Source organism: Micromonospora maris AB-18-032 (genome assembly GCF_000204155.1).
Taxonomy (GTDB): Bacteria; Actinomycetota; Actinomycetes; order Mycobacteriales; family Micromonosporaceae; genus Micromonospora; species Micromonospora gifhornensis.
Genome location: NC_015434.1, coordinates 5,666,550 through 5,691,554, shown reverse-complemented (window position 1 = coordinate 5,691,554; position 25,005 = coordinate 5,666,550). Strand labels below are relative to the sequence as shown.

The window sequence follows — 25,005 nt, the reverse complement described above, 5'->3', positions numbered from 1 at the left end:
CGGCATCGTCGGTGCCGATCGGGGACGCCGAGGCCGTTACCGGACCTGACGACGCTGGCGGGCCATCGCCGCGACGGTGCCGACCGCGGTGCCGGCGGCGGCCAGACCGAGGGCGGCGGTCACCCGGACCACCTGACGGCGGCGACCGTGCCAGCCGCCCTCCGGGACGCCGTCGGCATCCGGCCGGAAGACGTTACCGCTGCTGTCGGCGGGCGCGCCGGGGCCGAACTGGGTGCGCTGGGCGTACCAGGCGAGGACCCGCTCGGTCAGCGCCGGGGCCAGTCGCCACTGCAGGCCGAGCAACCGGGCGGCACCCCCGGCGTACGCCTCACGGCGGGGACGCTGCAACAGCCGGACGATCGTCTCCGCCACCATCGTCGGCGGGTAGACCGGCGGTGGCGGCGCGAACACCTGACCACTGTGGTTGGCGGCGTGCCGGAAGAAGGGCGTGTCGATGGCGGCCGGCAGCACCGTGCAGATCGAGATGTCGCCCCGGCCGGTGAGCCGCAACTCCTGGCGTACCGTGTCGGACAGCCCTCGGATGCCGTGCTTGGCGGCGTTGTAGGCGGACTGGTACGGCATCGCCACCTCGGCCAGCACCGAGGCGTTGTTGACCACCACACCGCCACCGGTGGCGCCGAGATGCGGCAGCGCGGCCCGCATGCCGTACGCGGTGCCGAGCAGATCCACCTCCAGCACCCGGCGGAACTCCGCCACCGGGATCTCGTCGAAGAGCCCGACCACGCCGACCGCGGCATTGTTGATCCAGGCGTCGATGCGGCCGAACTGGGCGACCGCGCTCGCGGCGAGCCGCTCGACCGCCGCCGGGTCGGTGACGTCGGTGGGTACGACAAGGCTCCGACCGCCCAACTCGTCGCAGCGCCGGGCCACCGCCAGCAGCGCCGGCTCGGTCCGGGCGGCCAGCACCAGAGCACATCCCCGTCGGGCCAGGGCGTACGCGGTCGCCGTGCCGATACCGCTGGAGGCGCCGGTGATCACCACGGTGCTGTCGCTGATCGGTCGAACGAGAGGCATCAAGTACCGATACCCCACCGTGTCGCCGGTCATGCCGCCGCCGAGCAGCGGCGATCTGCCAGGTTTCGGCTCGTCGGGCCCCGGTTAATGGGACGCTCTGACCGGAGGACCACCGCACAATTACGCATGGAGGTGACCCATGCGCGTCGGCCTTGTCTGCGCCCACGCCGCTGCGCCGACCTCCGGCGACGGGACCGTCGTCGGCACCTACCAGCACATCGCACGGGTCGCTGCCGAACTGGCCGGACGCGGGCACGACGTGCGGGTATACACCCGACGGGACGATCCGGACGTGGCCGACACCGACCTCGTCGACGGCTACCGGATCGAGCGGGCACCGATCGGACCGGTGGCCCCGACCCCCACCGCCGACCTGGTGCCCTACGTGTCGGAGTTCGGCCAGTGGCTCGCCGACCGGTGGGCGACCGACTGGACGCCTGAGGTGGTGCACGGTCACTACTGGATCGGCGGGCTGGCCGCCGCGCACGCCGTACGGGAGACCGACATTCCCGTCGTGCAGACGTTCCACTCGATCGGCATGGAGCAACTGCGGCACCTCGGCCCGCGCTACGACGGACCCGGTACCCGCATTCCGCTGGAGCGGGCGCTGACCCGGGCGGTGGACATCGCGGTGGCCCAGTGCAACGACGAGGTGGAGGAACTGACCCGGATGGGTCTGCAACGCATGTCGGTGGCGATGGTGCCGACCGGTGTGGACACCGGGCAGTTCCATCCCGACGGCGAGGCCGCGCCGCGTGACCAGCGCCCCCGGATCCTCTCCGTGGGTGGGCTGTCGCCCGGCCACGGTCAGGACGACCTGATTCGCGCGATGCGCCTGGTCGGCGAGGCGGAGCTGGTGATCGCAGGTGGCCCGCCGGCCGGTCAGCTGGCCGGTCACGCCGAGGCCCGCCGACTGCGCGAGCTGGCCGAACGGGTGGGCGTGGCCGACCAGGTGCACCTGGTGGGTGCGGTGCCGCACGACCAGATGGCCACCTGGTACCGCTCGGCCGACGTGGTGGCCTGCACCCCGCACTACTCCTCGGCCGGCCGAGTGTCCCTGGAGGCGATGGCCTGCGGCGTTCCCGTGGTCGGATACGCCATGGGCGGCATCGCCGACACCGTGGTCGACGAGGTCACCGGCAAGCTGGTGCCGCCGGGCGACGTACGCACACTCGGGATGACCCTGCGCCGGCTGATCACCGACAACGCGGGCCGGTTCGCGTACGGGCACGCGGCCGTCGACCGGGTCCGGTGCAGCTACACGTGGGAACGGACCGCGAGTGCCCTGGAACGGCTCTACGAGCGGGTGATCGGACGGCGTAAACCGGTCGAGGCGGCCTGAGTCGAGGCGGCCCGAGTCGGGCCGGTCGACTCCGAGTCGCACAGCCGACCCTCGGCCGGTCGAGGGGCCACCAGAGGCAGCTGCCGGCCGCCCACACCGCCGTCCAGCACGGCCCGGGTGGTCTCCTGCGCGACCGCGTGATGGTGTTGCGGCTCGGCGTACCGGGTGAGCCCGATGACCGCCGCAAGGGTGATCAGGAAGCCGGTGCCGGCGAGCCATTCCCGGCCGGGCCAGATCTTGTCGTTGAGCAGCAGCAGGCCGACGATCGCCGCGGGTACCGCCCCGGCCGCGTCCATCGCGGCCACCGCCGCCGTGGTGGAACCCCGCTGCATCGCCAGCCCCAGCAGCAGTTGGCCGACGATCGAGTGGCCGATGAGCAGGTACAGCAGCGGATCGGTGAGGAACGCGTCCCAGGTCGACGCGGAGGCCAGCGGCCGGGCGGCCACCGCGGCGGCGGAGAACCCCAACCCGGCGAGGGAACCGAGCGCCACCGAGCCCGGCGCGCCCTGCAACCGGACCGCGAAGATGCCCAGCACCGCGATCGCCCCCAGGGCCACCAACAGGGCGATCACCCCGGCCGTGCCGAGTGGCTTCGACGGTGCCGGCTGCGCGGAGAGCACCAGCGCGGTGATCCCGGCGAAGAGCAGCAGCAACAGGACGACCTCGGCCATCGGCAGTCGCCACTTCAACACGATCACGCCCAGCAGGGCGGTGACACCCAGCCCGGCGGCCACGCTCGCCTGCACCAGGAACAGCGGCAGGTCCCGGCGGGCCAGGAAGGCCAGCACGAATCCGCCCACCTGGCAGACCAGACCGACCAGGTAGGCGCGATGCCCGGCCAGCCGCAGCAGCAGCCCGGGATCGAAGGTGTGCTGCATCGTGGTGCGAGCGGCGGCGACCGACTGCAACAGGTTGGCGATGCCGTACGCGACGATCATCGCCGCCAGAAAACACCAACTCGCGGTAGCCACCTGGCGAGGATAGAGGCTACCGGGCGTCAGCGCGCGGCCGGCCGACCGAGCCTTTCGAGGATGTCCGGGTGCAGCATCGCGTTGCTGGCCACGGCGCTGGTCTCGGCTCCGGCGGGGGTTGGACGACCGTCCAGATCGGTGAATATGCCCCCGGCTTCGGTCACGATGGGTACCAGGGCGGCCACGTCCCACAGCGACAACTCGGGCTCGATCATGATGTCGAGGGCACCCTCGGCCAGCAGCATGTAGCCGTAGAAGTCGCCGTAGGCGCGGCTGCGCCAGGTGTCCCGCATCAACTGGAGCACCGGCTCCAGCCGGCCGTTCTCCTCCCAGCCGCTCAGCGACGAGTAGCACAGGCTCGCGTCGGAGAGTTGGCGTACCCCGGAGACCCGGATCGCCTCGCCCCGGTCGGGGGTCGGGCCCGCGTACGCCCCGCTGCCCTGCGCCGCCCACCAGCGGCGGCCGAGCGCCGGCGCGGACACCACGCCGACGACCGGACGACCGTCCTGCAGCAACGCGATCAGGGTGGCCCAGATCGGTACGCCCCGGACGAAGTTCTTGGTGCCGTCGATTGGGTCCACCACCCACTGGCGGGTGCCGGCGGTGGGTGTCGCGCCGTACTCCTCGCCGAGCAGGCCGTCGTCGGGTCGCTGCTGCGCCAGCAGCGCGCGGATCTCGCGTTCCACCGCGGTGTCCGCGTCGGAGACCGGGGTCAGGTCCGGCTTGGACTCCACCCGCAGGTCGAGGGCGCGGAACCGGGCCGTGGAGATGGCGTCGGCGGCGTCGGCGAGGCGGTGGGCGAGGGCGAGGTCGTCGGCGTACCCGGTCATGGGTTGCACCGTAGCGACGCCGCTGGGGTGCCGGCGGAGTGGGTCGCGCTCACTCCGCCCGCCCGCGCGGATCGTGCTCGGGCTCGTCCCGGGGGTTCGTCGCACCGCGCGGGTCGGTCTCACCGGCCCGGGAGGCCAGCAACCGGTGGTACGAGGCCAGCCGGCGCGGATCGGCCCGACCGTCGGCGACCCAGGCGGCCAGCGCGCACTCGGTCTCGTCGGCGGTGTGTGTGCAGTTCGCCGGACAGTCGACGGTGGCCTCGACCAGATCCGAGAAGCCGTGCAACAGGCTCTCGGCCGACACGTGCGCCAACCCGAAGCTGCGCACCCCGGGGGTGTCCACGATCCAGCCCGGGTCGTCCGGCAGGCCGGCCACCGTGGGCAGCCGCAACGCCACCGCACTTGTCGACGTGTGCCGTCCCCGGCCGATCGCGCTGACCGTGCCGACCGCCCGCTCGGCCTCCGGCACCAGGCGGTTCACAAGCGTCGACTTGCCGACCCCGGAGTGCCCGACGAGCACCGACACCCGACCGGCGAGCAGGCTGCGCAGCGCGTCCAACGACGAGTCCGGCCGGATCAGCACGTACGGCAGTTCCAGCTCGGTGTAGTAGTCGAGCACCGTTTCCGGGCCGGCCAGATCGGCCTTGGTCAGGCAGAGCAGCGGCTCGATGTCCGCGTCGTACGCGGCCACCAGGCACCGGTCGATGAAGCCGGTACGCGGTGGCGGGTCGGCCAGCGCGCTGACGATCACGAGCTGGTCGGCGTTTGCCACCACCACCCGTTCCAGCCGCCCTTCGGCGGTGCTGGCGTCGTCCTCGGCGGTACGGCGCAGCACCGACCGGCGCGGCTCGATCCGGACGATGCGGGCCAGCGCACCGGGGGCCCCGGAGGTGTCGCCGACCAGTCCGACCCGATCGCCCACCACCACCGACTTGCGGCCCAGTTCGCGGGCGCGCATCGCGGTGACGGTGGGGGCGTCCGGCGCGGCTGCGGCCAGCACGCAGGTGTACCGCCCCCGGTCCACCGCGATCACGAAGCCGTTCTGCGCGTCGGTGTGCCGGGGCCGGGTGCGGGTACGCGGACGGGACGATTTACCGGGCCGGACCCGTACGTCGTCCTCGTCGTACTCGCGCCGCTTGGTCGCCAGGACCGCTCCCGTCTCTGCGTTCAGCTCTTGCCGGTCACCATCGCCGACCACAGCGCCGGAAAATCGGGCATGGTCTTGGAGGTGCACGCCACGTCGTCCAGCTCGATCCCGGGCACGGCCAGGCCGGCCACGGCGGCGGCGTGCGCCATCCGATGGTCATCGTAGGTGTGGAAGACCCCACCGCGCAGCGGCCGGGGGTGGATCTGCAGCCCGTCGGCCGACTCGGTGACGTCCCCGCCCAGCGCGGTGAACTCACGGGACAGCGCGGCCAGCCGGTCGGTCTCGTGGCCCCGGATGTGGCTGACCCCGGTGAACACCGAGGGAGAGTCGGCGAGCATGGCCAGCCCGGTCAACGCGGGGGTCAGCTCGCTGACGTCCGACAGGTCGGCGTGTACGCCGCGCACCCTGCCGGTGCCCCGCACGGTGAGCCCCTCGGTGGTCAGCGCGACCTCCGCACCCATCTGCTGCAACAGCGAACGCAACCGCTCCACCGGCTGGGCGCTGCTGCGTGGCCAGCCCTGAAGGGTCACCTCACCGCCGGTGACCAGGGCCGCGGCGAAGAACGGCACCGCGCCGGACAGATCCGGCTCGATCTCCCAGCCGCGGCCGCTCAGCGGACCCGGCTCGACCACCCAGACGTCGGTCGTGCTGTCGTCGACCGCCGCACCGGCGGCCCGCAGCATCTGCACGGTCATCCGCAGGTGGGGCGCGGAGGGCACGGGCGGGCCGACGTGCCGGATCACCAGCCCGCGGTCGAACCGCGGCGCGGCCAGCAGCAGCCCGGAGACCAGTTGGCTGGAGGCGGAGGCGTCGATCACGACCTCACCGCCGGTGACCCGACCGGTGCCCTGCACCGCCAACGGCAGACTGCCGGTGTCGGGGGTGTCGACGCGTACGCCCAGCGAGCGCAGCGCCTCGATCAACGGACCGAGCGGGCGGGTCCGGGCGGCCGGGTCGCCGTCGAAGGTGACCCGGCCCTCGGCCAGCCCGGCCACCGGTGGCACGAAGCGCATGATCGTGCCGGCCAGCCCGACGTCGACGTGCGCCGGGCCGACCAGCCGGTGCGGCCGGACCAGCCAGCGCTCGTCGTCGGCGATCGACACGTGGGCGCCGAGCGCCCGCAGCCCGCCGGCCATCAGCTCGGTGTCCCGGGCGCGCAGCGGCTTGGCCAGGGTCGAAGGGCCGGCGGCCAGCGCGCTGAGCACCAGGGCCCGGTTGGTCATCGATTTGGATCCGGGCAGCCGCAGCGAGGCCGTGACCGGATTGCTGGCGGTCGGGGCGGTCCACGGCTGCAGCGGCCGGGTCGCGGTCAGGTTCCCCACGACTACATTCTGCCGCGTCGCGGTCTGGTGGTCCGCCCGCCGCCGGTACCACTCCCGGTGGACGGGACATCGCAATCGGCCGTCGGCGCGCTAGCGTGTGCGGCATGTGCGGGAGGTACGCCACGACCCGGAGCTCCGGTGAGCTGAGCGGACTGTTCGAGGCCACCGACGAGACCGAGGGTGCGCTGGTCGTCGACTACAACGTCGCGCCGACCGATCCGGTGCCCCTGGTCCGGCTCGACGCGCAGGGGCACCGGGCGCTGTCGCTCGGTCGCTGGGGCCTGCTGCCGGCCTGGTCCCGGTCGCCCGCCAACGCCGCCCGCATGATCAACGCCCGGGCCGAGACGGTGGCCACCAGTCGGGCGTACGCCCCCGCCTTCGCCCGCCGCCGCTGCCTGGTCCCGGCCGACGGCTGGTACGAGTGGGTCCGGCGGCCGGACGGCTCGAAACAGCCGTACTACATGACCTCGACGGACGATCCGGTGCTCGCCTTCGCCGGCATCTGGTCGGTGTGGGAGGGGCCGAGCGGTCCGCTGCTGACCCTCAGCGTGGTGACCACGGCCGCGCTCGGCGAGTTGGCCGAGGTGCACGACCGGATGCCGCTGTTGCTGCCGCGTCAGCGGTGGGCGACCTGGCTGGGCCCCTCGGACGACCCGGCGAGCCTGCTCGCGCCGCCGCCGCTTGAGTGGCTCGCCGGCGTCGAGATCCGGCCGGTGGGGCCGGGCGTGGGCAACGTCCGCAACGACGGCCCTGAGTTGATCGCCCGGGTGCCGTCGATGCCTGCGGCGGAGCCGGCGGACGTCACGCTGTTCTGACCGGTACGCCCGCGCATTGTCGGGAGTGATTTGCCGCGGTTGCGGATGAAAGGTCAGCTAATCGTTCTGCCAACTTCGCGGCGAAGTCTTGTCTCGATGTGCACAAGTGCGATAGAACACAGCGCCGGTGGTGGGTGTCGCTCTCTTCTAGTCGAGTGATATTCATCGATCTTGCTGGTCCCACGGGGGAGGTGGGTGGATGACTCGGGCACGTATGCCCCGTCCACATGAGGTCGCCGCTGCGCGGCGTGATCCGCGACTGTTGCGGGCCCTGCGCGAGCGTCGACAGGATGAAGCCTGGCGTACCAGAGGTACCTGCCAGAGCGTCGATCCGGAGACATTCTTTCCGGCGCCGAACGAGCCGGCCGACGCCGCCGTGGCGTTGTGCCGCAGCTGCGACGTGCAGGGCTCGTGCCTGGCCTGGGCATTGGAGGTCGGCGACTGCCACGGCGTGTGGGGCGGCACCACCCCCCGCGAGCGGCGGGCGATGCTGGTGGCCTGGCGTGACGAGGTGCAACCGGATCCCGATGTGGCGAGCGAGGCGGGCCCTCCCGTCCGCGACCAACTGCTCGCGCTGGTGACGTCCCGCTGAGGACCGGGCTGCCGCGTCGACCGTGACCGCGGCGCACCTTTCCTGCCGAGGTCTGCCTCGCGTCGGGGAGGCGGGGCCGCAGAATGAGGCGGTGCCGCAGGACGAGATCATCCAGACCCCGCGTGGCCCGGCCCGGGTGGACATCGACACGCCAACCGGACCGGGCTCGTCGCTGCTCGTGCTGGGCCACGGCGCGGGTGGGGGTGTGGATGCCCCCGACCTGTGCGCGCTGCGCGATGCCGCAGTGTCCGCCGGGGTGATCGTCGCTCGGGTGACCCAGCCGTACCGGGTCGCCGGTCGGCGTGCGCCGGCACCGGCCGGGCACCTCGACGAGGCGTGGGGCGTGGTGCTCGCCGTGCTGCGGGACCGCTGGCCGGGCGTACCGGTGCTGGTGGGTGGCCGGTCCAGCGGGGCCCGGGTGGCCTGCCGCACCGCGATCACGGTCGGGGCCGTCGGGGTGGTCGCGCTCGCCTTTCCGCTGCATCCGCCCGCGCGGCCGGAGCGCAGCCGGGCCGGTGAGCTGGCGAGCGGAGTGCCGACCCTGGTCGTCAACGGCGACCGGGATCCCTTCGGCGTGCCGGAACCCGCTCCGGGGGTGCACGTGGTGATCCGGCCGGGGGAGCGGCACGATCTGCGGCTCGACCCGACCGGCACGGCCGCTGTGGTGCTCGACTGGTTGCGCCGACACGGCTGGGCGCAGGACTGACTGCTGCAAGGCCGTCGGCACCGTGCTCGCGTCGGGCTGAGGCCGCTCTGCCGGGGTGGGTCGCCGTTTCCGGCTGCCCTCCGGGTCGTTGCACCCGATGGTGTCACCCGGGGTTCGGGTGGCACCGGGCTCCCAGGCCCTTTCCCGGTCCCGGCCGTGGTGCACCCACCCCCGGCCGGGACCAGGAATGGGAGGACCGAGATGGAATGCCCGGACCTGCGACGGATGTTGCACCCCACGGACGAACACTGTGCGAGGGGGGTGACCGGTGCCGATCCAGTTCCGGATCCGGGAGCGCGACGAACGGGAGGCCACGCAGCTCAGGCAGCTGTTGGCCGGACCGGAATGGCCCGCGGCGCAGCCGCCGGCCAGGGTGGTGACGGGCACACCCGTCGGAACCCGATCTCCCGGCAGGTCTGGACGCGTATCCTCGGCGAGGAAGCATCCGACCCGAGGGGATGTGCGGTTGACCACCGAGAAGACGGACGAGCGCAGGGCCCGGTTCGAACGGGACGCGATGCCATTCGTCGACCAGTTGTACGCGGCGGGGCTGCGGATGACCCGTAACCCGGCGGATGCCGAGGACCTGGTCCAGGAGACCTACCTGAAGGCTTACGCGGCCTTTCACCAGTTCGAGCAGGGTACGAACCTGAAGGCCTGGCTCTACCGGATCCTGACCAACACCTACATCAACACCTACCGCAAGCGGCAGCGACAGCCGGTGCAGGCGCCGACCGACGAGATCACCGACTGGCAGCTCGCCGAGGCGGAGTCGCACACCTCCAGCGGTCTGCGTTCGGCGGAGACCGAGGCGCTGGACCGGCTGCCCGACAGCGACGTCAAGGAGGCCCTCCAGCAGTTGCCGGAGGAGTTCCGGCTCGCGGTCTACCTCACCGATGTCGAGGGGTTCTCCTACAAGGAGGTCGCCGACATCATGGGTACGCCGATCGGTACCGTGATGTCACGGTTGCACCGCGGTCGTCGTAATCTGCGCAAGCTGCTTGAGGGCTATGCCGCGGAGCGCGGCTTCTCCGCCGCGCCGTCGGCCCGGAGTTCGGCCGCTGCCAGTGGCCGGGAGGTGTGACGTGAGCTGTGGAGATCCGCATGAGACGGATTGCCGTGAGGTTCTCGCCGAGGTCTACCTCTACCTCGACCTGGAGTGCGCGCAGGAGCGCCGGACGCTGATCCGGCACCATCTCGACGAGTGCGGCCCCTGCCTGCGGGAGTACGGCATCGAGCAGGAGGTCAAGGCGCTGGTGGCCCGCTGCTGCGGCAACGAGTCCGCGCCCGACGAACTGCGCGAACGGCTGCGGGTACGGATCAGCGAACTCGTCATCTTCGAGAGCACCGAATCGCGCGAACTGGCCGACTGAATCACTTTTCGTACGCCGACGCCGGTGGCCCGAACTGGGCCACCGGCGTTTTGGCTATGACCCGAGCCGGGTCATCGACGTTTCCTGTCCGGTCCGCGATGCGGACCAGCTCAGGAGTTGGGGCGCTTGCCGTGGTTGGCGGCGCTCTTCTTACGGGCCTTCTTCTTGCGAGCCTTCTTCGCCATGCTGACCTCCTCGTGATGGTCGGATCGCCTGCGCACGACCTCGGCGCCGGTGCACGCACCGGTCCTCCCGGCGCCAGGGTCCGACCTGTTGATGTTAGAGCCAGCTCCCGGCGAACGCGGGCGGGGCTGCTCCGGCCCATGGGCGGCCGTCGCATGATTTGATACGTCGCAGGCAGTCGCGAGGGAAGGGGCCGAAGATGGCCGAGGAGATCCGCGCCGAGATGGTGGCCAACGTGTGGAAGGTCGTCGCGGCGGCCGGGGACACCGTGTCCGAAGGCGACACCCTGGTGATCCTGGAGTCGATGAAGATGGAGATTCCGGTGGTCGCCGAGTCCGACGGTGTGGTGCAGCAGCTCGCGGTGAACGAGGGCGACGTGGTGCAGGACGGCGACCTGATCGCGGTGATTGGTTGACCGGCCCGCTGGTCCGTCCGGCCGTGCCGGCGGACTATCCGGCCGTGGCCCGGCTCACCGTCGCCGCGTACGAGGCGGACGGGCAACTCAAAGGCGAGAACGGGTACGCCGACGTGCTGGCCGACGTGGCCGGTCGGGCGGCGCACGGTGAGGTGCTGGTCGCCGCCGACCCGGCCACCGGGCAACTGCTCGGCTCGGTCACCTTCGTCCTGCCCGGCAGCCCGTACGCCGAACTGTGCGGTCCCGGGGAGGCCGAGTTCCGGATGCTGGCGGTGGATCCGGCGGCACAGGGCCGAGGTACGGGCGCAGCACTTGTCGAGGCGTGCGTCGCCCGTGCCACCGAGCTGGGCTGCACCGCCCTGGTCATCTGCGTACGCGACGGCCTGGCCGAATCCGCCCACCACCTCTACCGCCGCCACGGCTTCACCCGTACCCCCCGCCTGGACTGGACCCCCCTACCCGACGTCCACCTCCTGGCCCTCCGCCGCCCCCTCACCCCTTGACCCCCTGACTCCCCAAGGCCTCCCCGAGGCCTCCTCGCCGATCTTGCACTTTTGGTCGCCGATATGTCGTGCCTGTCAGCTTTATCCCGACCATAAGTGCAAGATCGCGGGGGCGGGCGCGGGCGCGGGGGAGGGGGAGGGCGCGGGGAGGGGGAGGGTAGGGGTTAGGGGGGTGGGCTGGGGAGGCGGGGGCGGAAGGGGCGGAGGAGGCGGCCGAGGAGGCCGCGGAGGGTGCCGCGGCCGGGGCGGGCGGGTGCGCCGGCCAGCATGCGGGCCAGGGTGGCGCATTCCGGGTCGAGGCCGGGGGTGGCCAGCGCCAGGTGGGCGAGGGAGACGGTGACCGGTAACGGTCCTGCCCGGTCGCTGGCCGCAGCCGCGAGCCGTTCGGTGACCACCTGGGCCACGTCGGGTCGGATCGACGGGTCGACCCAGGCTGCCGTCACCAGGGCGAACAGGGCCGCTTCGGCGATCTCCGCGGCCTGGGCCAACTCCACCAGCACCTGCCGGCGGGTCGAGGAGGGCCAGGGTTCGTCGGTGCGGTGGTGCAGCAGGCCGAGGCAGGTCCACACCTGCACGCACCGTACCCACAGGGCGGGGTCCTGGCCGGAAAGCACCCGTCCCAGCGCGTTCTCCGGGGTCTCGGGCGGATGCGCCAGCAGGCCGAGCAGGTCGGTCAGGTCGAGGGTGGCCAGTGCCACCGCCGTGTCGTACGCGGCCGGTGGGTGTGGCCAGGCCAGGTGCGCCAGTTGGCGCAGCCGGCGGGTGGCTTCCGCCGACGGGGGCGGGGTGCCCGGACGTCCTGTCGACGGTTCGGCGCTGGTGAGGGGCAGGGGTTGGGGGCGGACCGTCGGTGGAGTCAGCTGCCCCAGCCACGGGCGACCACGGCAGCATTCGGCCAGATCGGCGTGCTCGTGCGAGTCGTCCGGGTTGTCGCGGATGTAGTCGGCCAGCGCGACCAGGTGACGGACGTCGCCGTCGCGCTGGAACCGCAGCCGGTGGGCGGTGTGCACCGCGCAGTCGAAGGACGGGTTGCGTGCCAGGGCCCGCTCGATCCAGCTCAGCGCCTCGTCCAGCCGGCCGTGATCGGCCAACGTGCCGGCGATGTCGGCGTACACCGCCAGGTCGTCCGGGTCGTGGTCGACGGCGCGGCGGAGCGCGGCGAGGCCCTCACGGGTGCGGCCGGCGCTGCGCAGCGCGTACCCGAGCCAGACCTCGCCCATCTTGGACGGTGCCGCGCGTACTCCCCGGCCGGCCCAGCGCACCGCGAGCGGCACCTCGCCCGCGCGCCGGGCCAGCGCGGACGCCGTGCCCAGCAGCAGGGCGTGCTCGGGGTGAATGGTGATCGCGTTGCGGGCGAGCGTCAGGTACGGCGTCAGGGCGGCCCGGTCGGACCGGGGCACCGGGTCCGGGGCGGCGGCGCAGACCTGCATCAGCACCCGAGCCACCTGGTCCGGGCCGATCCGCTCGGCCAACTCGGGGGAGGTGACCCAGGGCACGCCCGCCCAGTCCGTTCCGGGTGCGTGCGCGGCGGCGGCGACCAGCAGGTCGAGCCCTTCGGCCGGGTGACCGGCCGCGGCCAGCAGGTGTGCCCGGGCGACCACCGCCCCGACGAAGGTGTGATGGTGCAGCGGGAAGAGGTCCAGACCGCCGGAACCGCCGGCCGTGGCCAACCGGGCGAGTGTCTCGTGCACCTCGGGCAGGGTCGGCGCCCGGGCGAGCGCGTTCGCGACATGGTCAGCGGCACGCGTCAGGTCACCGGCTTGCAGGGCCTCTCGGGCCAGTGCCAGTTCCTCCGTCGCCGGCAACGCCCGATCGTCCGTTCCCTCGGCCACGTCGTCCTCTCACTTGTCGGTACCGGTTGGCGGTGCGGCCGGGTCAGCGTAGGTGACGGCATCGACTTTTGGTGATTGGCTGCGCGATCCTGCTCATAAAATTGCATCTGGACGCCTAAAGGTGCAAGACTGAGCAGAAAGCGCGCGAGTATCGCGCAGGGGAGGAGTTTTCGTGACGCGCCCAGGAATCGGCATGGCCGCCGACATCGACGAGCAGCCGGCGGGTTACGAGCGACTGCTCTCCGCCGAGTACGCCGCACCCATCGCCCGCGTGGCGGCAGCCATCGCCGAGCGCCGACCCCGGCACGTGGTCTTCACCGCGCGGGGCACCTCGGACCACGCCGCGCTGTACGGCGCCTACCTGGCCGAGATCCGGCTCGGCCTGCCGGCCGGTCTCGCCTCCCCGAGCGCGATCACCCTCTTCGGCGCCCGACCGGACCTCTCCGACGCGCTGGTCGTCGGAGTCAGCCAGAGCGGCGGCTCACCCGACCTGACCGAGGTGCTGCGGGTCGCCCGCGAGGCGGGCGCGCTCACCCTCGCGGTGACCAACGCGCCGGACTCCCCGCTGGCGGCGACCGCCGAACTCGGCGTGGACATCGCAGCCGGGCACGAGCGGGCGGTGGCGGCCACCAAGACGTACACCGCGGAACTGCTCGCCCTGCTGCTGCTGGTCGAGGGCATTCGGGCCGGCGACGGTGTGCTGCCCGAGGAGGAACGCCGGGCCGTGGCCGAGCTGCCCGAGTTGGCCGCCCGCACGCTGGCCGACCCCACCGCGAGCGAACTCGCACCGCGCTACCGGTTCGCCGGGCAACTGGTCACCACCGGCCGGGGGTACGCGTACCCCACCGCACGGGAAGCCGCGCTGAAGCTGATGGAGACCTCCTACCTGCCGGCCCTGGCCTTCTCCGGCGCCGACCTGCTGCACGGCCCGCTGGCCATGACCGACCCGGACGTGCCGGTGCTGGCCGTGGTCGGTTCGGGCCCCGGCGGTCAGTCGATGGGCGAGGTGCTGCCCCGGTTGGGCGAGCGGCGGGCCGACGTGCTCGTGGTCGGCTCCGCCGAGGTCGCCGGCGCCACCCGGATCGCGGTGCCCGAGGTCGACGAGCGGTACGCCCCGCTGCTGGACATCCTGCCGCTGCAACGGTTGGCCCTGGCCCTGGCGCTGGCCCGGGGTGAGGATCCGGACGCGCCACGAGGGTTGAAGAAGGTCACCGCGACGATGTGACCGCTCGCATGGCACGCTGGGCGGCGTGTCCACGCTGCGCGACCTCGCCGAAGAGCACACCCGTCTGCGCCCGGCCGACATCGACCACCTGCACCGGATAGCGGGTGACTGGCAACTGCTGTCCGACCTCTCCTTCGCCGACCTGCTGCTCTGGGTGCCGGTGGACGGGGAGGGCACCTTCCTCTGCGTCGCCCAGGTCCGTCCGACGACCGCGCCCACCGCCTACCAGGACGACCAGGTGGGGCGGATCGTCGGCGGGCCGGAAGTGGCGCACCTGGAGGTCGCCTACGGGCAGGGACGGATCTGGCGGGAGGGCGACCCGGTCTGGTACGGCGACGTGCCCGCCCGGCACGAGGCGATCCCGGTCCGGCTGCGGGCCGCTGACGGTGAGTCCGGCGAGGTGATCGCAGTGGTGGGTCGCGACACCAACCTCTCCACCGCGCGTACCCCAAGCCAGCTGGAACTGAACTACCTGACCACCGCCGACGACCTGGCCCAGATGATCGCCGACGGCACCTTCCCGCCGCCCCGGCATCCCGGCGAGACCACCTCGGCGCCACGGGTCGGCGACGGTCTGGTCCGGCTGGACGCCGGTGGCAAGGTCACCTACGCCAGCCCGAACGCGCAGTCGGCGTACCGGCGGTTGGGCTACGCCTCCCACCTGGTGGGCGAGGATCTCGCGGCGCTGAACCGCCGACTGGCAAGCGATCCGCTGGAGGGCACGGAGGCGGCCAACGGCATCCTCGCCGCGCTGCGCGGCGAGGCGCCACCCCGGCGGGAGATCGACGCCCGCGGCGCGACCATGCTGACCCGGGCCCTGCCGCTGATGCCCGCCGGAGTGCCGATCGGCGCGCTGGTCCTGGTCCGCGACATCACCGAGGTACGCCGCCGCGACCGGGCGCTGATCACCAAGGACGCGACCATCCGGGAGATCCATCACCGGGTGAAGAACAACCTCCAGACCGTCGCGGCCCTGCTGCGCCTGCAGGCCCGTCGGGTCGGCATGCCCGAGGCCAGGGTCGCGCTGGAGGAGTCGGTACGCCGGGTCGCGTCGATCGCCCTGGTGCACGAGACCCTCTCCATGTCCAGCGACGAGGCGGTCGAGTTCGACGGGATCGTGGACCGGGTGGCCAGCGCGGCGACCGAGGTGGCGGCGACCGAGGTGTCGGTCGGCATGCGGCGCGAGGGCAGCTTCGGCGTACTCCCCGCCGAGATCGCCACGTCACTGGTGATGGTCCTCAACGAACTGCTGCTCAACGCCGTCGAGCATGGTTTTCCGCCGGCCGACGAGGGCGGGCCGGAGCCGGTGCCGCAGGAACCACTGGCACCGCCGCAGGTCGTGGTCACCGCGCACCGGCTGCGCAAGACACTGCACGTCACGGTCGCGGACAACGGTCGGGGACTGCCGGCCGGGTTCGACTCCGAGGGGGGTGCCAAGCTCGGGCTGCAGATCGTCCGGGCGCTGGTCACCGGCGAACTCCGCGGCAGCATCGAGTTGCGTCCCGGTGCCGAGGGCGGCACCGAGGCCGTCCTCACCGTCCCCCTGGCCCGGGCTAGCGGGTGAGCAGGGCGACGGTGAGACCGGGGCGGGGCCAGATCCGCTCGACGCTGTAGGCGGCGCGCAGCGCGTCGCCCTTGGCACCGGGGACGGTGTCCAGCGGTCCGTCGCCCCGGCCGGCGACGACCAGCCAGACCCGGTGCACGTCGGTCAGGCAGTCGGCCGGGCGGTCGCACTCGGCGGCCCACAGGTCGCCCCGATGCTGCTGCCCCTCGGCCAGCAGCGCGTCGCGAGGTGTCTGTTCGTGCAGGTGGTAGCGCACGCCGAGGTCGAGGAAGAGCCAACTGTCGCGGGGGTGGTAGACCACCGCGTCGCCGGCACGCTGGCCGGCGGCGATGATCTGTGCCGCGCCCCGGTAGTCGACGGTGGCGGTACGCGGCCACTCGTGCGTACGACGGAGCGCCACGTGGTCCGGCAGGCCGAGCAGGCCGGCCAGGCTCACCACGACGAGCGCGACCCGGAAACGCGCCGAGGCCAACGCGGCACCGGCCAGCAGACACCCGAACGGCACCACGAAGATCAGGTAGCGGGGCACCCACAGCGGGACGACAAGTCCGGCGGCGAACAGCAGCAGCACCGGCAGCAGCAGGCAGGCCACCGGCAGCGACGCGCGTCGACCGAGTCGTCCGGCGCCGAGTACCGCGAGCGCCACCAACAGGCCGCCCACCGCCGCGGTCTGCGCCAGCCCGCCGGGAAGCGCGGCCAGGTCGCCGAGCCGGGCGGTGTCGACCCAGTCGAGTTGCCGCTCCCGCTGCTCACGGGCGCGCAGGGCCAGCGGCGTGACCAGCACCGCCGTCGGCACCAGCGCGAGGAGGAAGGGCCCGAGCGGCCCGAGCCGGCCCGCCCGCCCGCGACCGGCTGGCGCGTAATGGGCCGGCGGGTGGTCGGCCGGAGCGTGGTCGGTCGGCGAGTGGCCGGCACCCGTCGGTGCGGCGGTTCGCGGCCGGTACGTGAAGACCACGACGGCGTGCGCGACGACAAGCGTCAACGCGATCAGGTGGGTCAGCCCGAGGGCGGCCGTCGCGACGGCGTACGCCACCCACCGACCCCGGCCGGGCCGGCGCAGGGCGTCGACCAGCAGCAGCGTGCTCAACAGGGCGAGGGCGGTGGCCAGGGCGTACGGTCGGGCCTCCTGTCCGTACCGGGCGGTGGCGGGCAGCACCGCGAAGAGCAGACCGGAGAGCGTGCCGACGCGGGTGTTCCACAGCCGTTGACCGAGTACGGCGGTGAGTCCGGCGGCCGCCGTCATCGCCAACGCGGACGGCAGCCGCAGTGCGGCCACCGTGTCGCCCGCGACCAGCAGCCAGTAGTGCATGAACAGGTAGTACGGCCCGGTCGCGGCGTCGATGGTGCCGGCGAGCCGGAACAGGCCGGCCACTCCGCGGCTGGCGGCGCTCCAGGTCGCCAGCTCGTCGCGCCACGGCTGTGCGGCGTCCAGCCCGACCAACGTGACGAACATGGTGAGGGCCGCCGGCACCAGCCACACCGGCAGCGAGCGCAGCCGCCACCCGGTGAGCCGTACGCCCGTCCCGGCGGTCGGAATCGACCTACCGGACAAATCACCCATGACGTGAGCCTGCCACACGGTCGTGCCCGCCGATGGCGGCAGCGATCGCCCGTGATGTGGGATCTCGCACGCACTCATTGGCCGGCCTGTCGGCGGTGTGGCAGCATGAGCCTCATGACTGCCGCCGTGGTACGCCGCCTCGTGGCTCGCCGCCACGTTGATTACGGCCGCGTGCGCAGCGCCATCTGTCCGGCCCACTGACGACGCCCGACCATTCTGCCTCGGGTACGCAGCGCGCCGGCCGCCCAAGACACCGTTGTCCACGGCCCCACCGGGAGCCGGTCGCTATGTCCGCGTACCCATGCGAGGCACCGCAGACAACGGAGGACGCCGCGATGGCGGTCAGCGACATTCCGGCCCGCACGGGGAACCTATCGGCGCGCCCGCCCCGGGCACCACGCCGTGCCCGCGGTGAGGGTCAGTGGGCACTCGGTCACCGCGAGCCGCTCAACCCCAACGAGCGGATCAAGAAGGACGACGACCCGCTGAACGTGCGGGACCGCATCGAGAACATCTACGCCCATCGTGGTTTCGCCTCCATCGACCCGCAGGATCTGCGTGGCCGCTTCCGCTGGTGGGGTCTCTACACTCAGCGTAAGGCAGGGATCGACGGTGGTCGTACCGCCGTGTTGGAGCCGCACGAGCTCGAAGACGAATACTTCATGCTCAGAGTGCGGGTCGACGGTGGTCAACTCGATCTGGCGCAGCTGCGGACGATCGCCGAAATCTCCCGGGAGTTCGCCCGGGACACCGCCGACATCACCGACCGGCAGAACATCCAGTACCACTGGATCCGGGTCGAGGACATGCCGGAGATCTGGCGGCGACTGGAATCGGTCGGCCTGCAGACCACCGAGGCGTGCGGTGACTGCCCCCGCATCGTGCTGGGCAGTCCGGTCGCCGGGGTGGCCGAGGCGGAACTGGTCGATCCGACTCCCGCGATCGACGAGATCGTCGCGCGGTACGTGGGCGACAAGCAGTACTCCAACCTGCCGCGCAAGTTCAAGTCGTCCATCTCCTGGCTGGTGGACACCCCGTACGAGGCCAACGACATCGCCTTCCTCGGTGTCGACCACCCCGAGCACGGCCCCGGCTTCGACGTGTGGGTCGGCGGTGGGCTGTCCACCAACCCGATGCTCGCCCAACGGCTCGGCGTGTGGGTGCCGCTGAGTGAGGTGCCGGACGTCTGGGCCGGAGTGGTCGGCATCTTCCGCGACTACGGCTACCGCCGGCTGCGCCACCGGGCCCGGCTGAAGTTCCTCGTCGCCGACTGGGGCGTGACGAAGTTCCGCGAGGTGCTGGAGAAGGAGTACCTGGGCCGGACGCTGCTCGACGGGCCCGCCCCCCAACTGCCGGACAAGCCGGTCGACCACATCGGCGTGCACCGGCAGCGGGACGGCCGCAACTACGTCGGCGCTGCCCCGGTGGTCGGTCGGGTCTCCGGCACCCAGCTCGCCCAGTTGGCCGACGTGGTGCAGGCGCACGGCAGCGATCGGGTGCGGCTGACGCCGTACCAGAAGCTGCTGGTGCTCGACGTGCCGCCGGAGCGTACGGAGTCCCTGGTCGCGGGCCTGCGCGAGATCGGCCTGGAGGCCCGCCCCTCGGCCTGGCGGCGCGGCACCATGGCCTGCACCGGTATCGAGTACTGCAAGCTGGCAATCGTCGAGACCAAGGCGCGCGGCGAGGAGCTGGTGGCCCGGCTGGAGCAGCAGCTGCGCGACTTCGACGCGGACATCTCCATCCACATCAACGGCTGCCCGAACGCCTGCGCCCGTACCCAGGTCGCCGACATCGGCCTCAAGGGGCAGCTGGTCACCGGGCCGGACGGCCGCCAGGTCGAGGGTTTCCAGGTGCACCTGGGTGGCGGGCTGGGCATGGCCGAGGGACAGACCGCCGGCTTCGGCCGCAAGCTGCGCGGATTGAAGACGACCGCCGACGAGCTTCCCGAGTACGTCGAGCGGCTGGCCCGGCGCTATCTGGCGGGCCGCACCGAGGGCGAGACCTTCGCCAACTGGGTGATCAGGGTCGACGAGGAGCAACTGCGATGAGCGAGGTGACGCGATGAGCAGCGAGACCCGTGCCGCACCGCTGTACTGCCCGTACTGCGGTGAGGAGGACCTGCGACCGAGCGAGACCGGGCACGGCGCCTGGGAGTGCCACGGCTGCGCCCGGGTGTTCACCGTCCGGTTCACCGGCCTGCTCTCCCGGGCGGTGCAGCGATGAGCGCGTTGGTTTCCGCCGCCGGCCTGGGGCTGGTCGGCACCGCACCGACTGCGACCAGCGGTGGGCGACGTGGCCCCGAGCAACTACGGGAGCTGGCCGAGCGCGCCGGCCGGGAGTTGGAGGGCGCGCCCGCGCTGGAGATCGCCCGGTGGGCCGCGGAGACCTTCGGTGACCGGTTCTGCGTGACCAGTTCGATGGCCGACGCGGTACTGGCCCACCTGGTGTCCCGGGTGGCGCCGGGGGTGGACGTGGTCTTCCTCGACACCGGTCTGCACTTCCCGGAGACCCTCGCCGTCCGGGACGCGGTCGCCCGCACGCTGCCGGTCAACGTCCGCTCCATCCGGCCCCGGCTCACCGTCGGCCAGCAGGACGGCGAGTACGGGCCACGACTGTTCAACAAGTCGCCGGACGAGTGCTGCCAGCTGCGCAAGGTGGAGCCGCTGGAGCGGGCGCTGGCCGGATACGACGCCTGGGCCGCCGGGCTGCGGCGGGACGAGTCGCCGACCCGGGCCAACACGCCGGTGGTGACCTTCGACGCCCGTCGGGGCAAGGTCAAGGTCAACCCGATCGCGGCCTGGAGCCAGGCGGACGTCGATGCGTACATCGCCCGGTGGAACGTGCCGGTCAACGAGCTGTTCCGGCGCGGCTACGGTTCCATCGGCTGCTGGCCGTGCACCCGGCGGACGAAGGCCGGCGAGGACCCGCGGGCCGGCCGCTGGGCGATGTTCGAGAAGACCGAGTGCGGACTGCACCTCTGACCGACCAGGCAGAGGCACCCGCCGATCCGGCCCGGTCGGGCGACCGGGCCGGTGGCGTAGCTGCGTCCGCCGAGCCGGTGGTCCTGGTCGCTCACGGCAGTCGTGATCCTCGGGCGGCCGAGGCGATCCGGGGTCTGGCCCGGGCGGTCTCGGTCGCCCGGCCGGGGCAACCGGTGCTGGCCAGCTGGCTGGACCACACCGAGCCCGATCCGACCACGGTCCTGCGTGAGCTGGCTGCCGCCGGGCACTCCCGGGCGATCCTGGTGCCGCTGCTGCTCACCGCCGCGTACCACCGGCGGGTGGACATCCCCACGGCGGTGGAGGCTGCTCAGCGGTCCGGGCTGACGATCCGGGTGGACATCACCGATGTGCTCGGCCCGGTGGGCGACGAGGTGGACCCGGCGCTGCTGGCCGCGTTGCGACACCGGCTGGCCGAGGCGGATCCCGGCCGGTTCGACGCGCTGGTGCTGGCTGCGGCCGGCACCAGGGATCCGGCGGCGCGGGCGTCCGTGGGTCGGGTGGCCCGGGCCCTCGGTGCCGCCCTCGACATGCCGACCCGTGTCTCGTACGCCTCTGCGGCACCCCCGGCCGTCGACGTGGCGGTGCAGCGGCTACGGGCCGCCGGTGCGCAACGCGTCGCCGTGGCTGCGTACTTCCTGGCCCCCGGGCTGTTCCACGATGCGGTGACGACCGCGGCCCGTGCCGCCGGTGCCATCGCGGTGTCGGCCCCCCTGACCACTGCCCCGGACCTGGTGAACCTCATCCTCCACCGCCTCTCCCAACCACCTCACGCTCTTGTCGAGCATGAGGTCGACGGCAGTCGCTGATCTCTGAACCGCCGCTGAACGGGGGCCTGGGGGGTACGGGAGAGCAGGGGAGCAGCAGGACGCCCCGGCGGGCTTGGGGCCGGCCGGGGCGTCCTGGGTGTAGTCGGTCAGGCGGAGTGAGCGCGCAGCACCCGGAGGCCACCGCGCCGCTTGACAGCGCGCCGCTCCTCCTCGCTCATCCCGCCCCAGACGCCAGCGTCCTGACCGGACTCCAGCGCCCACTGCAGGCACTGGTCGGTCACGGAGCAGCGCCGGCAGACGGCCTTGGCCTGCTCGACCTGCAGGAGAGCCGGACCGGACGTCCCGATCGGGAAGAACAGCTCCGGGTCCTCGTCGCGGCAGACAGCATGGTGACGCCAGTCCATGGCGGCAACACTCCTCATTCTGGATGGGTGGCAGATGTTGCTGTTGGTGCTTTTCTTATATGCATCCGCAATGTCGACAGTGACGGTTTGCAACCATCAATTCGGCAATGCGTGAGCAGGCTGCTAGCTCCGGGACCTGCTGGAACGACTCAACCTGTTGAGCGTGTCCAGGACATGTCCCGGTAACTCAAGTTCGCTTGTGAATACTTTCACGAACTTACGCAATGTCAAGGGTGGCGCTCGGAAAAACTCCGCGCGGTGAGCAAGCCCACAACCCATTTGTCCGGGTTATGGATCACTCCAGGCACCCGGGCTTACCACAGTCGAGAATCAATATAGTACAGTCCGCCGGACAATGCTGACATTTCCGGCATCGTTCGGGGTGTCGCGGTCGTCACGCGCTGGGGGGCGCTGCGGCCAACTTCCACCCGGTGGTACCGGAGACCTAACAGATTACTCTGAGTGCGGCCGGAACGGAGGTGAATCTGACTTTTTCCCGCTCGCCAAGATAGTCCCCGTCGAGCTGGAACGCTTGCGGACGGCTCGCGACCAGCGTGAACTCCGCTACGTCATGACGCCGTACAAGTTGGCGACCGTGCGGATTGGGCGTGGCGGAGAGGAATTGCCTCACGGTGCGTGTTGTACTGGCGACGCCAAGCTGACGAAAGGCCAGTACGTCCAGCCCGAGATCGAACGACGCCTCCGGGTTCGGGTTGGCCTCCCGATCCCCGACGAACGTCCAGGGGGCGGTGTTCTGCACGATGATGCTCGCCAGGTCACCCTCTGTCGCCTCGCCCGGCTGCTCCAGCCGGATCGCCGGGTGTCGCCGTTCGGCACCGAGCAGGAACTGTGCGGTGAAGGCGCGGAAGTAGAGCCCCGGCGAGGGGACGCGGCCCCGGCGACGGGCCTCCTCCACCCGGTGGATGACCGCAGCGTCGAGCCCGAGCCCCGCGCAGAACGTGAAGTAGCGGTCGTCGGCGCGGCCGAGGCCGATAGTGCGGCGACGACCCAGCCGCAGCCCTTCCATGATCATGCTGGCGCCTTCGGCCCACTCCTTGGGCAGGCCCAGCGCCCGGGCGAAGACGTTCGTCGAGCCGCCCGGCACCGTCGCCAGGGCGGGCAACCGCTCGGCGGTGGGCGGCTGCCCGGCGACGCTGGTCGCCGTCATCAGCCCGTTGACCACCTCGTTGACCGTCCCGTCGCCACCGAGTGTGACCACGACGTCGACGCCCTCCACCGCGGCCTCTCTGGCCAGATTGGTGGCGTGGCCACGCCGGCGGGTGTACCGCACGGAGAGGTCGACTTCGCTGCGCAGCGCCCGGACCAGTACGTCCCGCGCGCGCTCGCTGGTGGTGGTGGCCTTCGGATTGACCAGCAGGACGGCCCGCATGGGCCGCACTGTACCGCGCGACGGCACGGGTATCGTGACCCGCGTGACCATCGACTCCAACCCGACCCCCGTCACGCTCCGTTGGGCGGTCCGGCTGCTACGCGTCGAGGCGGTCGCCGTCGGGCTGGTCGCCGCCTGGCTGATCGTGGCCGACCTCACGGCCAGTACCACCGACCTGACGTCGGCGTTGTTGGTCACGGCCTTCGCCATCGGTGCCGCGGTCGCGCTCTGGGCGTTGGGAAGCGCGCTGGTGCGCCACCGGGCCGGTGCCCGCGCTCCCGCCATCGTGCTTCAGCTCATGCTGCTGCCGATCGGCTGGTTCATGATCCAAGGCGGTCTGGGCTGGCTCGGGGTGCCGCTGATCGCGCTCGGGCTCGGCGTCACCTGGCTGCTGGTGAGCCCGCCCACGACCCGTGCCCTCGGATTCGAGTGAACCGGCCGTCACCAGCCTGACGCGCGGCGGGTGAGCAGAGAGATGGTGGCGCGGCCGTCGGTCGCGGTCGCCGACGCCGACGTGGTGAGCGCCGTGAGCACCTTCCACGCGAACGAGGACTCGGCGGGGAGCCGGGCGTCCCGCACGGTGGGCACGGTCACCTCGACGGTCAGCGCGTCCTCGGTGACCGCGAAGCGGCAGTCGAGTTCGGCCCCCCGGGGCGCGATGGCCAGCAGCATGGCGCACGCCTCGTCGACGGCGATGCGCAGATCCTCGATCTCGTCGAGCGCGAACTGCAGGCGGGCCGCGAGGCCGGCGGTGGCGGTACGGAGCACGCCGAGGTACCCACCGTCGGCGGGCACGGTGAGGTGCACGATGTCGTCGTCGGTCGTCGGTTGGCCGGTCAGTTGAGTCACCACTCATCCCCCCGGTCGGGGACTCTACCCGCTGAGTCGGTCATCCGGTCGACTCGCATCGCTGTCGCCGACCGGCGGGCACCGGAATCAGCGGTCACGCACCTGGTCGCGGCGGCTGCACGCGCCGTCAACGGCGGCGTACGCCCGGTGCCGGAAGACGGAATTCGAGTTCCACGACGGCGTACGTCCAGTGCCGGAACGACGGAATCCGGGCGATGTGGCGGGGTGCGCGCTGCGCCGGGACGACGACGGCCGGCCCGCCCCGGAAGGGGTGGACCGGCCGTCGAGGGCGGGCACTCAGGCCTGCTTGGTCTCCCAGAAGATCTTGGAGATCTCGTCGATCTTCTGGAGCAGTTCGTCGGCCTTGGCCGGGTCGGTGGCACCCTTGGCACCGGCGGCCCCGGCCAGCTTGGTGGCCTCGTTGAACAGCTGGTGCAGGTGGGGGTACTTCTCGAAGTGCGGCGGCTTGAAGTAGTCGGTCCACAGCACCCAGAGGTGGTGCTTGACCAGGTCAGCCCGCTGCTCCTTGATCAGGATGGCGCGGGTCCGAAACTCCGGGTCGGTGTTGGCCTGGTACTTCTCGCAGATCATTTTCACCGACTCGGCCTCGATCCGAGCCTGGGCGGGGTCATAGACACCGCAGGGCAGGTCGCAGTGCGCGCTGGCGGTCAAGCGAGGCGCGAGGATGCGGGCAAGTCGCATCAGGATCCTCCATAGGACGTTTGCGATGATCCAAGACGACATTACTCCTGGACGAGGTCCCCGAGAGCGGTGGAGGCGAAACCGGTGTCCGTGCTGCGGTTGCGATGGCCACTGTCGCCCGTACTCGTGACCGGTCCCTCCATGTCGCCGACGCTGCGGCACGGCGACGCGGTGCTGGTCCGCCGCGGTGGTCGGGAGATCCGGCCCGGCGACGTGGTGATCGCCGTCTTCCGTAGCCGCCCTGACCTGCTGGTGGTCAAGCGCGCGGTCCGTCCGACCGACGGCGGGTGGTGGCTGTACGGCGACAACGACCTGGTCACCGACGACTCCCGGGCGTACGGGGTCGCCGACGTGCTCGGCCGGGTGGTGGCCCGGTACTGGCCCCGCCCCGGGCGGGTACCGCCTCGACCGTTATGACCCTGCCCACATACTGGGCCGCTCGACCCCACTATGCTCGGAAGCGCCCGGGTGACCC

Annotated in this window: 28 protein-coding genes; 16 read left to right on the top strand and 12 right to left on the bottom strand. The window is 71.9% G+C overall.

Going from position 1 to position 25,005, the window contains the following annotated elements; genetic code table 11:
• Positions 1-36 precede the first annotated feature (36 nt).
• A complete protein-coding gene (locus tag VAB18032_RS25130) occupies positions 37-1,035 on the bottom strand; it encodes an SDR family oxidoreductase (RefSeq protein WP_043725707.1) in 999 nt (332 codons plus the stop codon).
• Positions 1,036-1,174: 139 nt separating this feature from the next.
• Between VAB18032_RS25130 and VAB18032_RS25125 the strand changes: the two genes are divergently transcribed.
• Entirely contained in the window at positions 1,175-2,377 is a 1,203-nt protein-coding gene (locus VAB18032_RS25125) for a glycosyltransferase (RefSeq protein WP_013735743.1), read from the top strand.
• On the opposite strand, the gene VAB18032_RS25120 is transcribed toward VAB18032_RS25125, so the two are convergent.
• From VAB18032_RS25120 to aroA, 4 genes are read right to left on the bottom strand one after another with little or no spacing between them, the layout of a single operon-like run.
• Positions 2,332-3,315 carry a hypothetical protein gene (locus VAB18032_RS25120; protein WP_013735742.1) on the bottom strand — a complete coding sequence of 328 codons (984 nt, stop codon included), beginning with the start codon at positions 3,313-3,315 and terminating at the stop codon, positions 2,332-2,334. The two genes, VAB18032_RS25125 and VAB18032_RS25120, sit on opposite strands and share 46 nt — an antisense overlap.
• A 59-nt stretch (positions 3,316-3,374) precedes the next feature.
• A complete protein-coding gene (gene hisN / locus VAB18032_RS25115) occupies positions 3,375-4,178 on the bottom strand; it encodes a histidinol-phosphatase (RefSeq protein WP_013735741.1) in 804 nt (267 codons plus the stop codon).
• Positions 4,179-4,227: 49 nt separating this feature from the next.
• Positions 4,228-5,376 (bottom strand): ribosome small subunit-dependent GTPase A, encoded by a 1,149-nt coding sequence (rsgA, locus tag VAB18032_RS25110; RefSeq protein WP_081476312.1) that lies wholly within the window; start codon positions 5,374-5,376, stop codon positions 4,228-4,230.
• A complete protein-coding gene (aroA, locus tag VAB18032_RS25105) occupies positions 5,346-6,647 on the bottom strand; it encodes a 3-phosphoshikimate 1-carboxyvinyltransferase (RefSeq protein ID WP_013735739.1) in 1,302 nt (433 codons plus the stop codon). Before aroA ends, rsgA begins: the two co-directional genes overlap by 31 nt.
• Before the next feature lie 104 nt (positions 6,648-6,751).
• On the opposite strand from aroA, the gene VAB18032_RS25100 reads away from it, so the two are divergent.
• The 5 genes from VAB18032_RS25100 to rsrA all read left to right on the top strand — a co-directional run bounded on the left by VAB18032_RS25100 (position 6,752) and on the right by rsrA (position 10,133).
• Positions 6,752-7,462: an SOS response-associated peptidase gene (locus VAB18032_RS25100; RefSeq protein WP_013735738.1), complete on the top strand. Its 711-nt coding sequence runs from the start codon at positions 6,752-6,754 to the stop codon at positions 7,460-7,462.
• A gap of 199 nt (positions 7,463-7,661) precedes the next feature.
• On the top strand, positions 7,662-8,054 hold the full coding sequence (locus tag VAB18032_RS25095) for a WhiB family transcriptional regulator (protein WP_043721834.1): 393 nt from the start codon (positions 7,662-7,664) through the stop codon (positions 8,052-8,054).
• A gap of 91 nt (positions 8,055-8,145) precedes the next feature.
• Positions 8,146-8,760: an alpha/beta hydrolase family protein gene (locus VAB18032_RS25090; protein WP_013735736.1), complete on the top strand. Its 615-nt coding sequence runs from the start codon at positions 8,146-8,148 to the stop codon at positions 8,758-8,760.
• Between the two features lie 268 nt (positions 8,761-9,028).
• Positions 9,029-9,844, top strand: a complete 816-nt coding sequence (locus VAB18032_RS25085; protein WP_043721833.1) for a sigma-70 family RNA polymerase sigma factor — start codon at positions 9,029-9,031, stop codon at positions 9,842-9,844.
• Between the two features lies 1 nt (position 9,845).
• Positions 9,846-10,133, top strand: a complete 288-nt coding sequence (rsrA, locus tag VAB18032_RS25080; protein ID WP_013735734.1) for a mycothiol system anti-sigma-R factor — start codon at positions 9,846-9,848, stop codon at positions 10,131-10,133.
• Positions 10,134-10,243: 110 nt separating this feature from the next.
• Here rsrA and VAB18032_RS33575 read toward each other — a convergent pair whose 3' ends face one another.
• Positions 10,244-10,318 carry a 50S ribosomal protein bL37 gene (locus VAB18032_RS33575; RefSeq protein ID WP_370461611.1) on the bottom strand — a complete coding sequence of 25 codons (75 nt, stop codon included), beginning with the start codon at positions 10,316-10,318 and terminating at the stop codon, positions 10,244-10,246.
• A 197-nt stretch (positions 10,319-10,515) separates the two neighbouring features.
• Between VAB18032_RS33575 and VAB18032_RS25075 the strand changes: the two genes are divergently transcribed.
• Both VAB18032_RS25075 and VAB18032_RS25070 read left to right on the top strand, forming a co-directional pair.
• Entirely contained in the window at positions 10,516-10,731 is a 216-nt protein-coding gene (locus tag VAB18032_RS25075) for a biotin/lipoyl-binding carrier protein (protein ID WP_013735733.1), read from the top strand.
• Entirely contained in the window at positions 10,728-11,234 is a 507-nt protein-coding gene (locus VAB18032_RS25070) for a GNAT family N-acetyltransferase (RefSeq protein WP_013735732.1), read from the top strand. Before VAB18032_RS25075 ends, VAB18032_RS25070 begins: the two co-directional genes overlap by 4 nt.
• A 164-nt stretch (positions 11,235-11,398) precedes the next feature.
• Here VAB18032_RS25070 and VAB18032_RS25065 read toward each other — a convergent pair whose 3' ends face one another.
• Complete coding sequence (locus tag VAB18032_RS25065) at positions 11,399-13,066, bottom strand: tetratricopeptide repeat protein (RefSeq protein ID WP_043721830.1); 1,668 nt, start codon at positions 13,064-13,066, stop codon at positions 11,399-11,401.
• A 193-nt stretch (positions 13,067-13,259) separates the two neighbouring features.
• Between VAB18032_RS25065 and VAB18032_RS25060 the strand changes: the two genes are divergently transcribed.
• Both VAB18032_RS25060 and VAB18032_RS25055 read left to right on the top strand, forming a co-directional pair.
• On the top strand, positions 13,260-14,291 hold the full coding sequence (locus tag VAB18032_RS25060) for an SIS domain-containing protein (RefSeq protein WP_013735731.1): 1,032 nt from the start codon (positions 13,260-13,262) through the stop codon (positions 14,289-14,291).
• A 25-nt stretch (positions 14,292-14,316) separates the two neighbouring features.
• Positions 14,317-15,855, top strand: coding sequence for a sensor histidine kinase (locus VAB18032_RS25055; RefSeq protein WP_013735730.1), 1,539 nt, complete (start codon positions 14,317-14,319; stop codon positions 15,853-15,855).
• Here VAB18032_RS25055 and VAB18032_RS25050 read toward each other — a convergent pair.
• On the bottom strand, positions 15,845-17,308 hold the full coding sequence (locus tag VAB18032_RS25050; RefSeq protein ID WP_050814792.1) for a glycosyltransferase family 39 protein: 1,464 nt from the start codon (positions 17,306-17,308) through the stop codon (positions 15,845-15,847). The genes VAB18032_RS25055 and VAB18032_RS25050 overlap by 11 nt on opposite strands.
• 443 nt (positions 17,309-17,751) lie before the next feature.
• Between VAB18032_RS25050 and VAB18032_RS25045 the strand changes: the two genes are divergently transcribed.
• The 4 genes from VAB18032_RS25045 to VAB18032_RS25035 all read left to right on the top strand — a co-directional run bounded on the left by VAB18032_RS25045 (position 17,752) and on the right by VAB18032_RS25035 (position 21,224).
• The gene (locus tag VAB18032_RS25045; protein WP_013735728.1) at positions 17,752-19,464 is read left to right on the top strand and encodes a nitrite/sulfite reductase; all 1,713 of its coding nucleotides are present in this window, start codon (positions 17,752-17,754) and stop codon (positions 19,462-19,464) included.
• A 13-nt stretch (positions 19,465-19,477) separates the two neighbouring features.
• Positions 19,478-19,639, top strand: a complete 162-nt coding sequence (locus VAB18032_RS32415; RefSeq protein ID WP_013735727.1) for a hypothetical protein — start codon at positions 19,478-19,480, stop codon at positions 19,637-19,639.
• Positions 19,636-20,397 (top strand): phosphoadenylyl-sulfate reductase, encoded by a 762-nt coding sequence (locus tag VAB18032_RS25040; protein ID WP_013735726.1) that lies wholly within the window; start codon positions 19,636-19,638, stop codon positions 20,395-20,397. Before VAB18032_RS32415 ends, VAB18032_RS25040 begins: the two co-directional genes overlap by 4 nt.
• Positions 20,398-20,474: 77 nt before the next feature.
• Positions 20,475-21,224 carry a sirohydrochlorin chelatase gene (locus VAB18032_RS25035; protein WP_043725694.1) on the top strand — a complete coding sequence of 250 codons (750 nt, stop codon included), beginning with the start codon at positions 20,475-20,477 and terminating at the stop codon, positions 21,222-21,224.
• A gap of 107 nt (positions 21,225-21,331) precedes the next feature.
• Here VAB18032_RS25035 and VAB18032_RS25030 read toward each other — a convergent pair whose 3' ends face one another.
• The gene (locus VAB18032_RS25030) at positions 21,332-21,589 is read right to left on the bottom strand and encodes a WhiB family transcriptional regulator (protein WP_007072794.1); all 258 of its coding nucleotides are present in this window, start codon (positions 21,587-21,589) and stop codon (positions 21,332-21,334) included.
• Between the two features lie 445 nt (positions 21,590-22,034).
• Positions 22,035-22,979 (bottom strand): diacylglycerol/lipid kinase family protein, encoded by a 945-nt coding sequence (locus VAB18032_RS25025; protein WP_013735724.1) that lies wholly within the window; start codon positions 22,977-22,979, stop codon positions 22,035-22,037.
• A gap of 43 nt (positions 22,980-23,022) precedes the next feature.
• On the opposite strand from VAB18032_RS25025, the gene VAB18032_RS25020 reads away from it, so the two are divergent.
• Positions 23,023-23,412 carry a hypothetical protein gene (locus VAB18032_RS25020; RefSeq protein ID WP_043725689.1) on the top strand — a complete coding sequence of 130 codons (390 nt, stop codon included), beginning with the start codon at positions 23,023-23,025 and terminating at the stop codon, positions 23,410-23,412.
• A gap of 8 nt (positions 23,413-23,420) precedes the next feature.
• Here the strand turns inward: VAB18032_RS25020 and VAB18032_RS25015 are convergent, their stop codons facing one another.
• Positions 23,421-23,828: an ATP-binding protein gene (locus VAB18032_RS25015; protein ID WP_013735722.1), complete on the bottom strand. Its 408-nt coding sequence runs from the start codon at positions 23,826-23,828 to the stop codon at positions 23,421-23,423.
• A gap of 297 nt (positions 23,829-24,125) precedes the next feature.
• Positions 24,126-24,530, bottom strand: a complete 405-nt coding sequence (gene sodN, locus VAB18032_RS25010; protein WP_013735721.1) for a superoxide dismutase, Ni — start codon at positions 24,528-24,530, stop codon at positions 24,126-24,128.
• A 69-nt stretch (positions 24,531-24,599) separates the two neighbouring features.
• Here sodN and VAB18032_RS25005 point away from each other — a divergent pair, with 69 nt between their 5' ends.
• Entirely contained in the window at positions 24,600-24,947 is a 348-nt protein-coding gene (locus VAB18032_RS25005) for a S26 family signal peptidase (protein ID WP_013735720.1), read from the top strand.
• Positions 24,948-25,005: the final 58 nt, after the last annotated feature.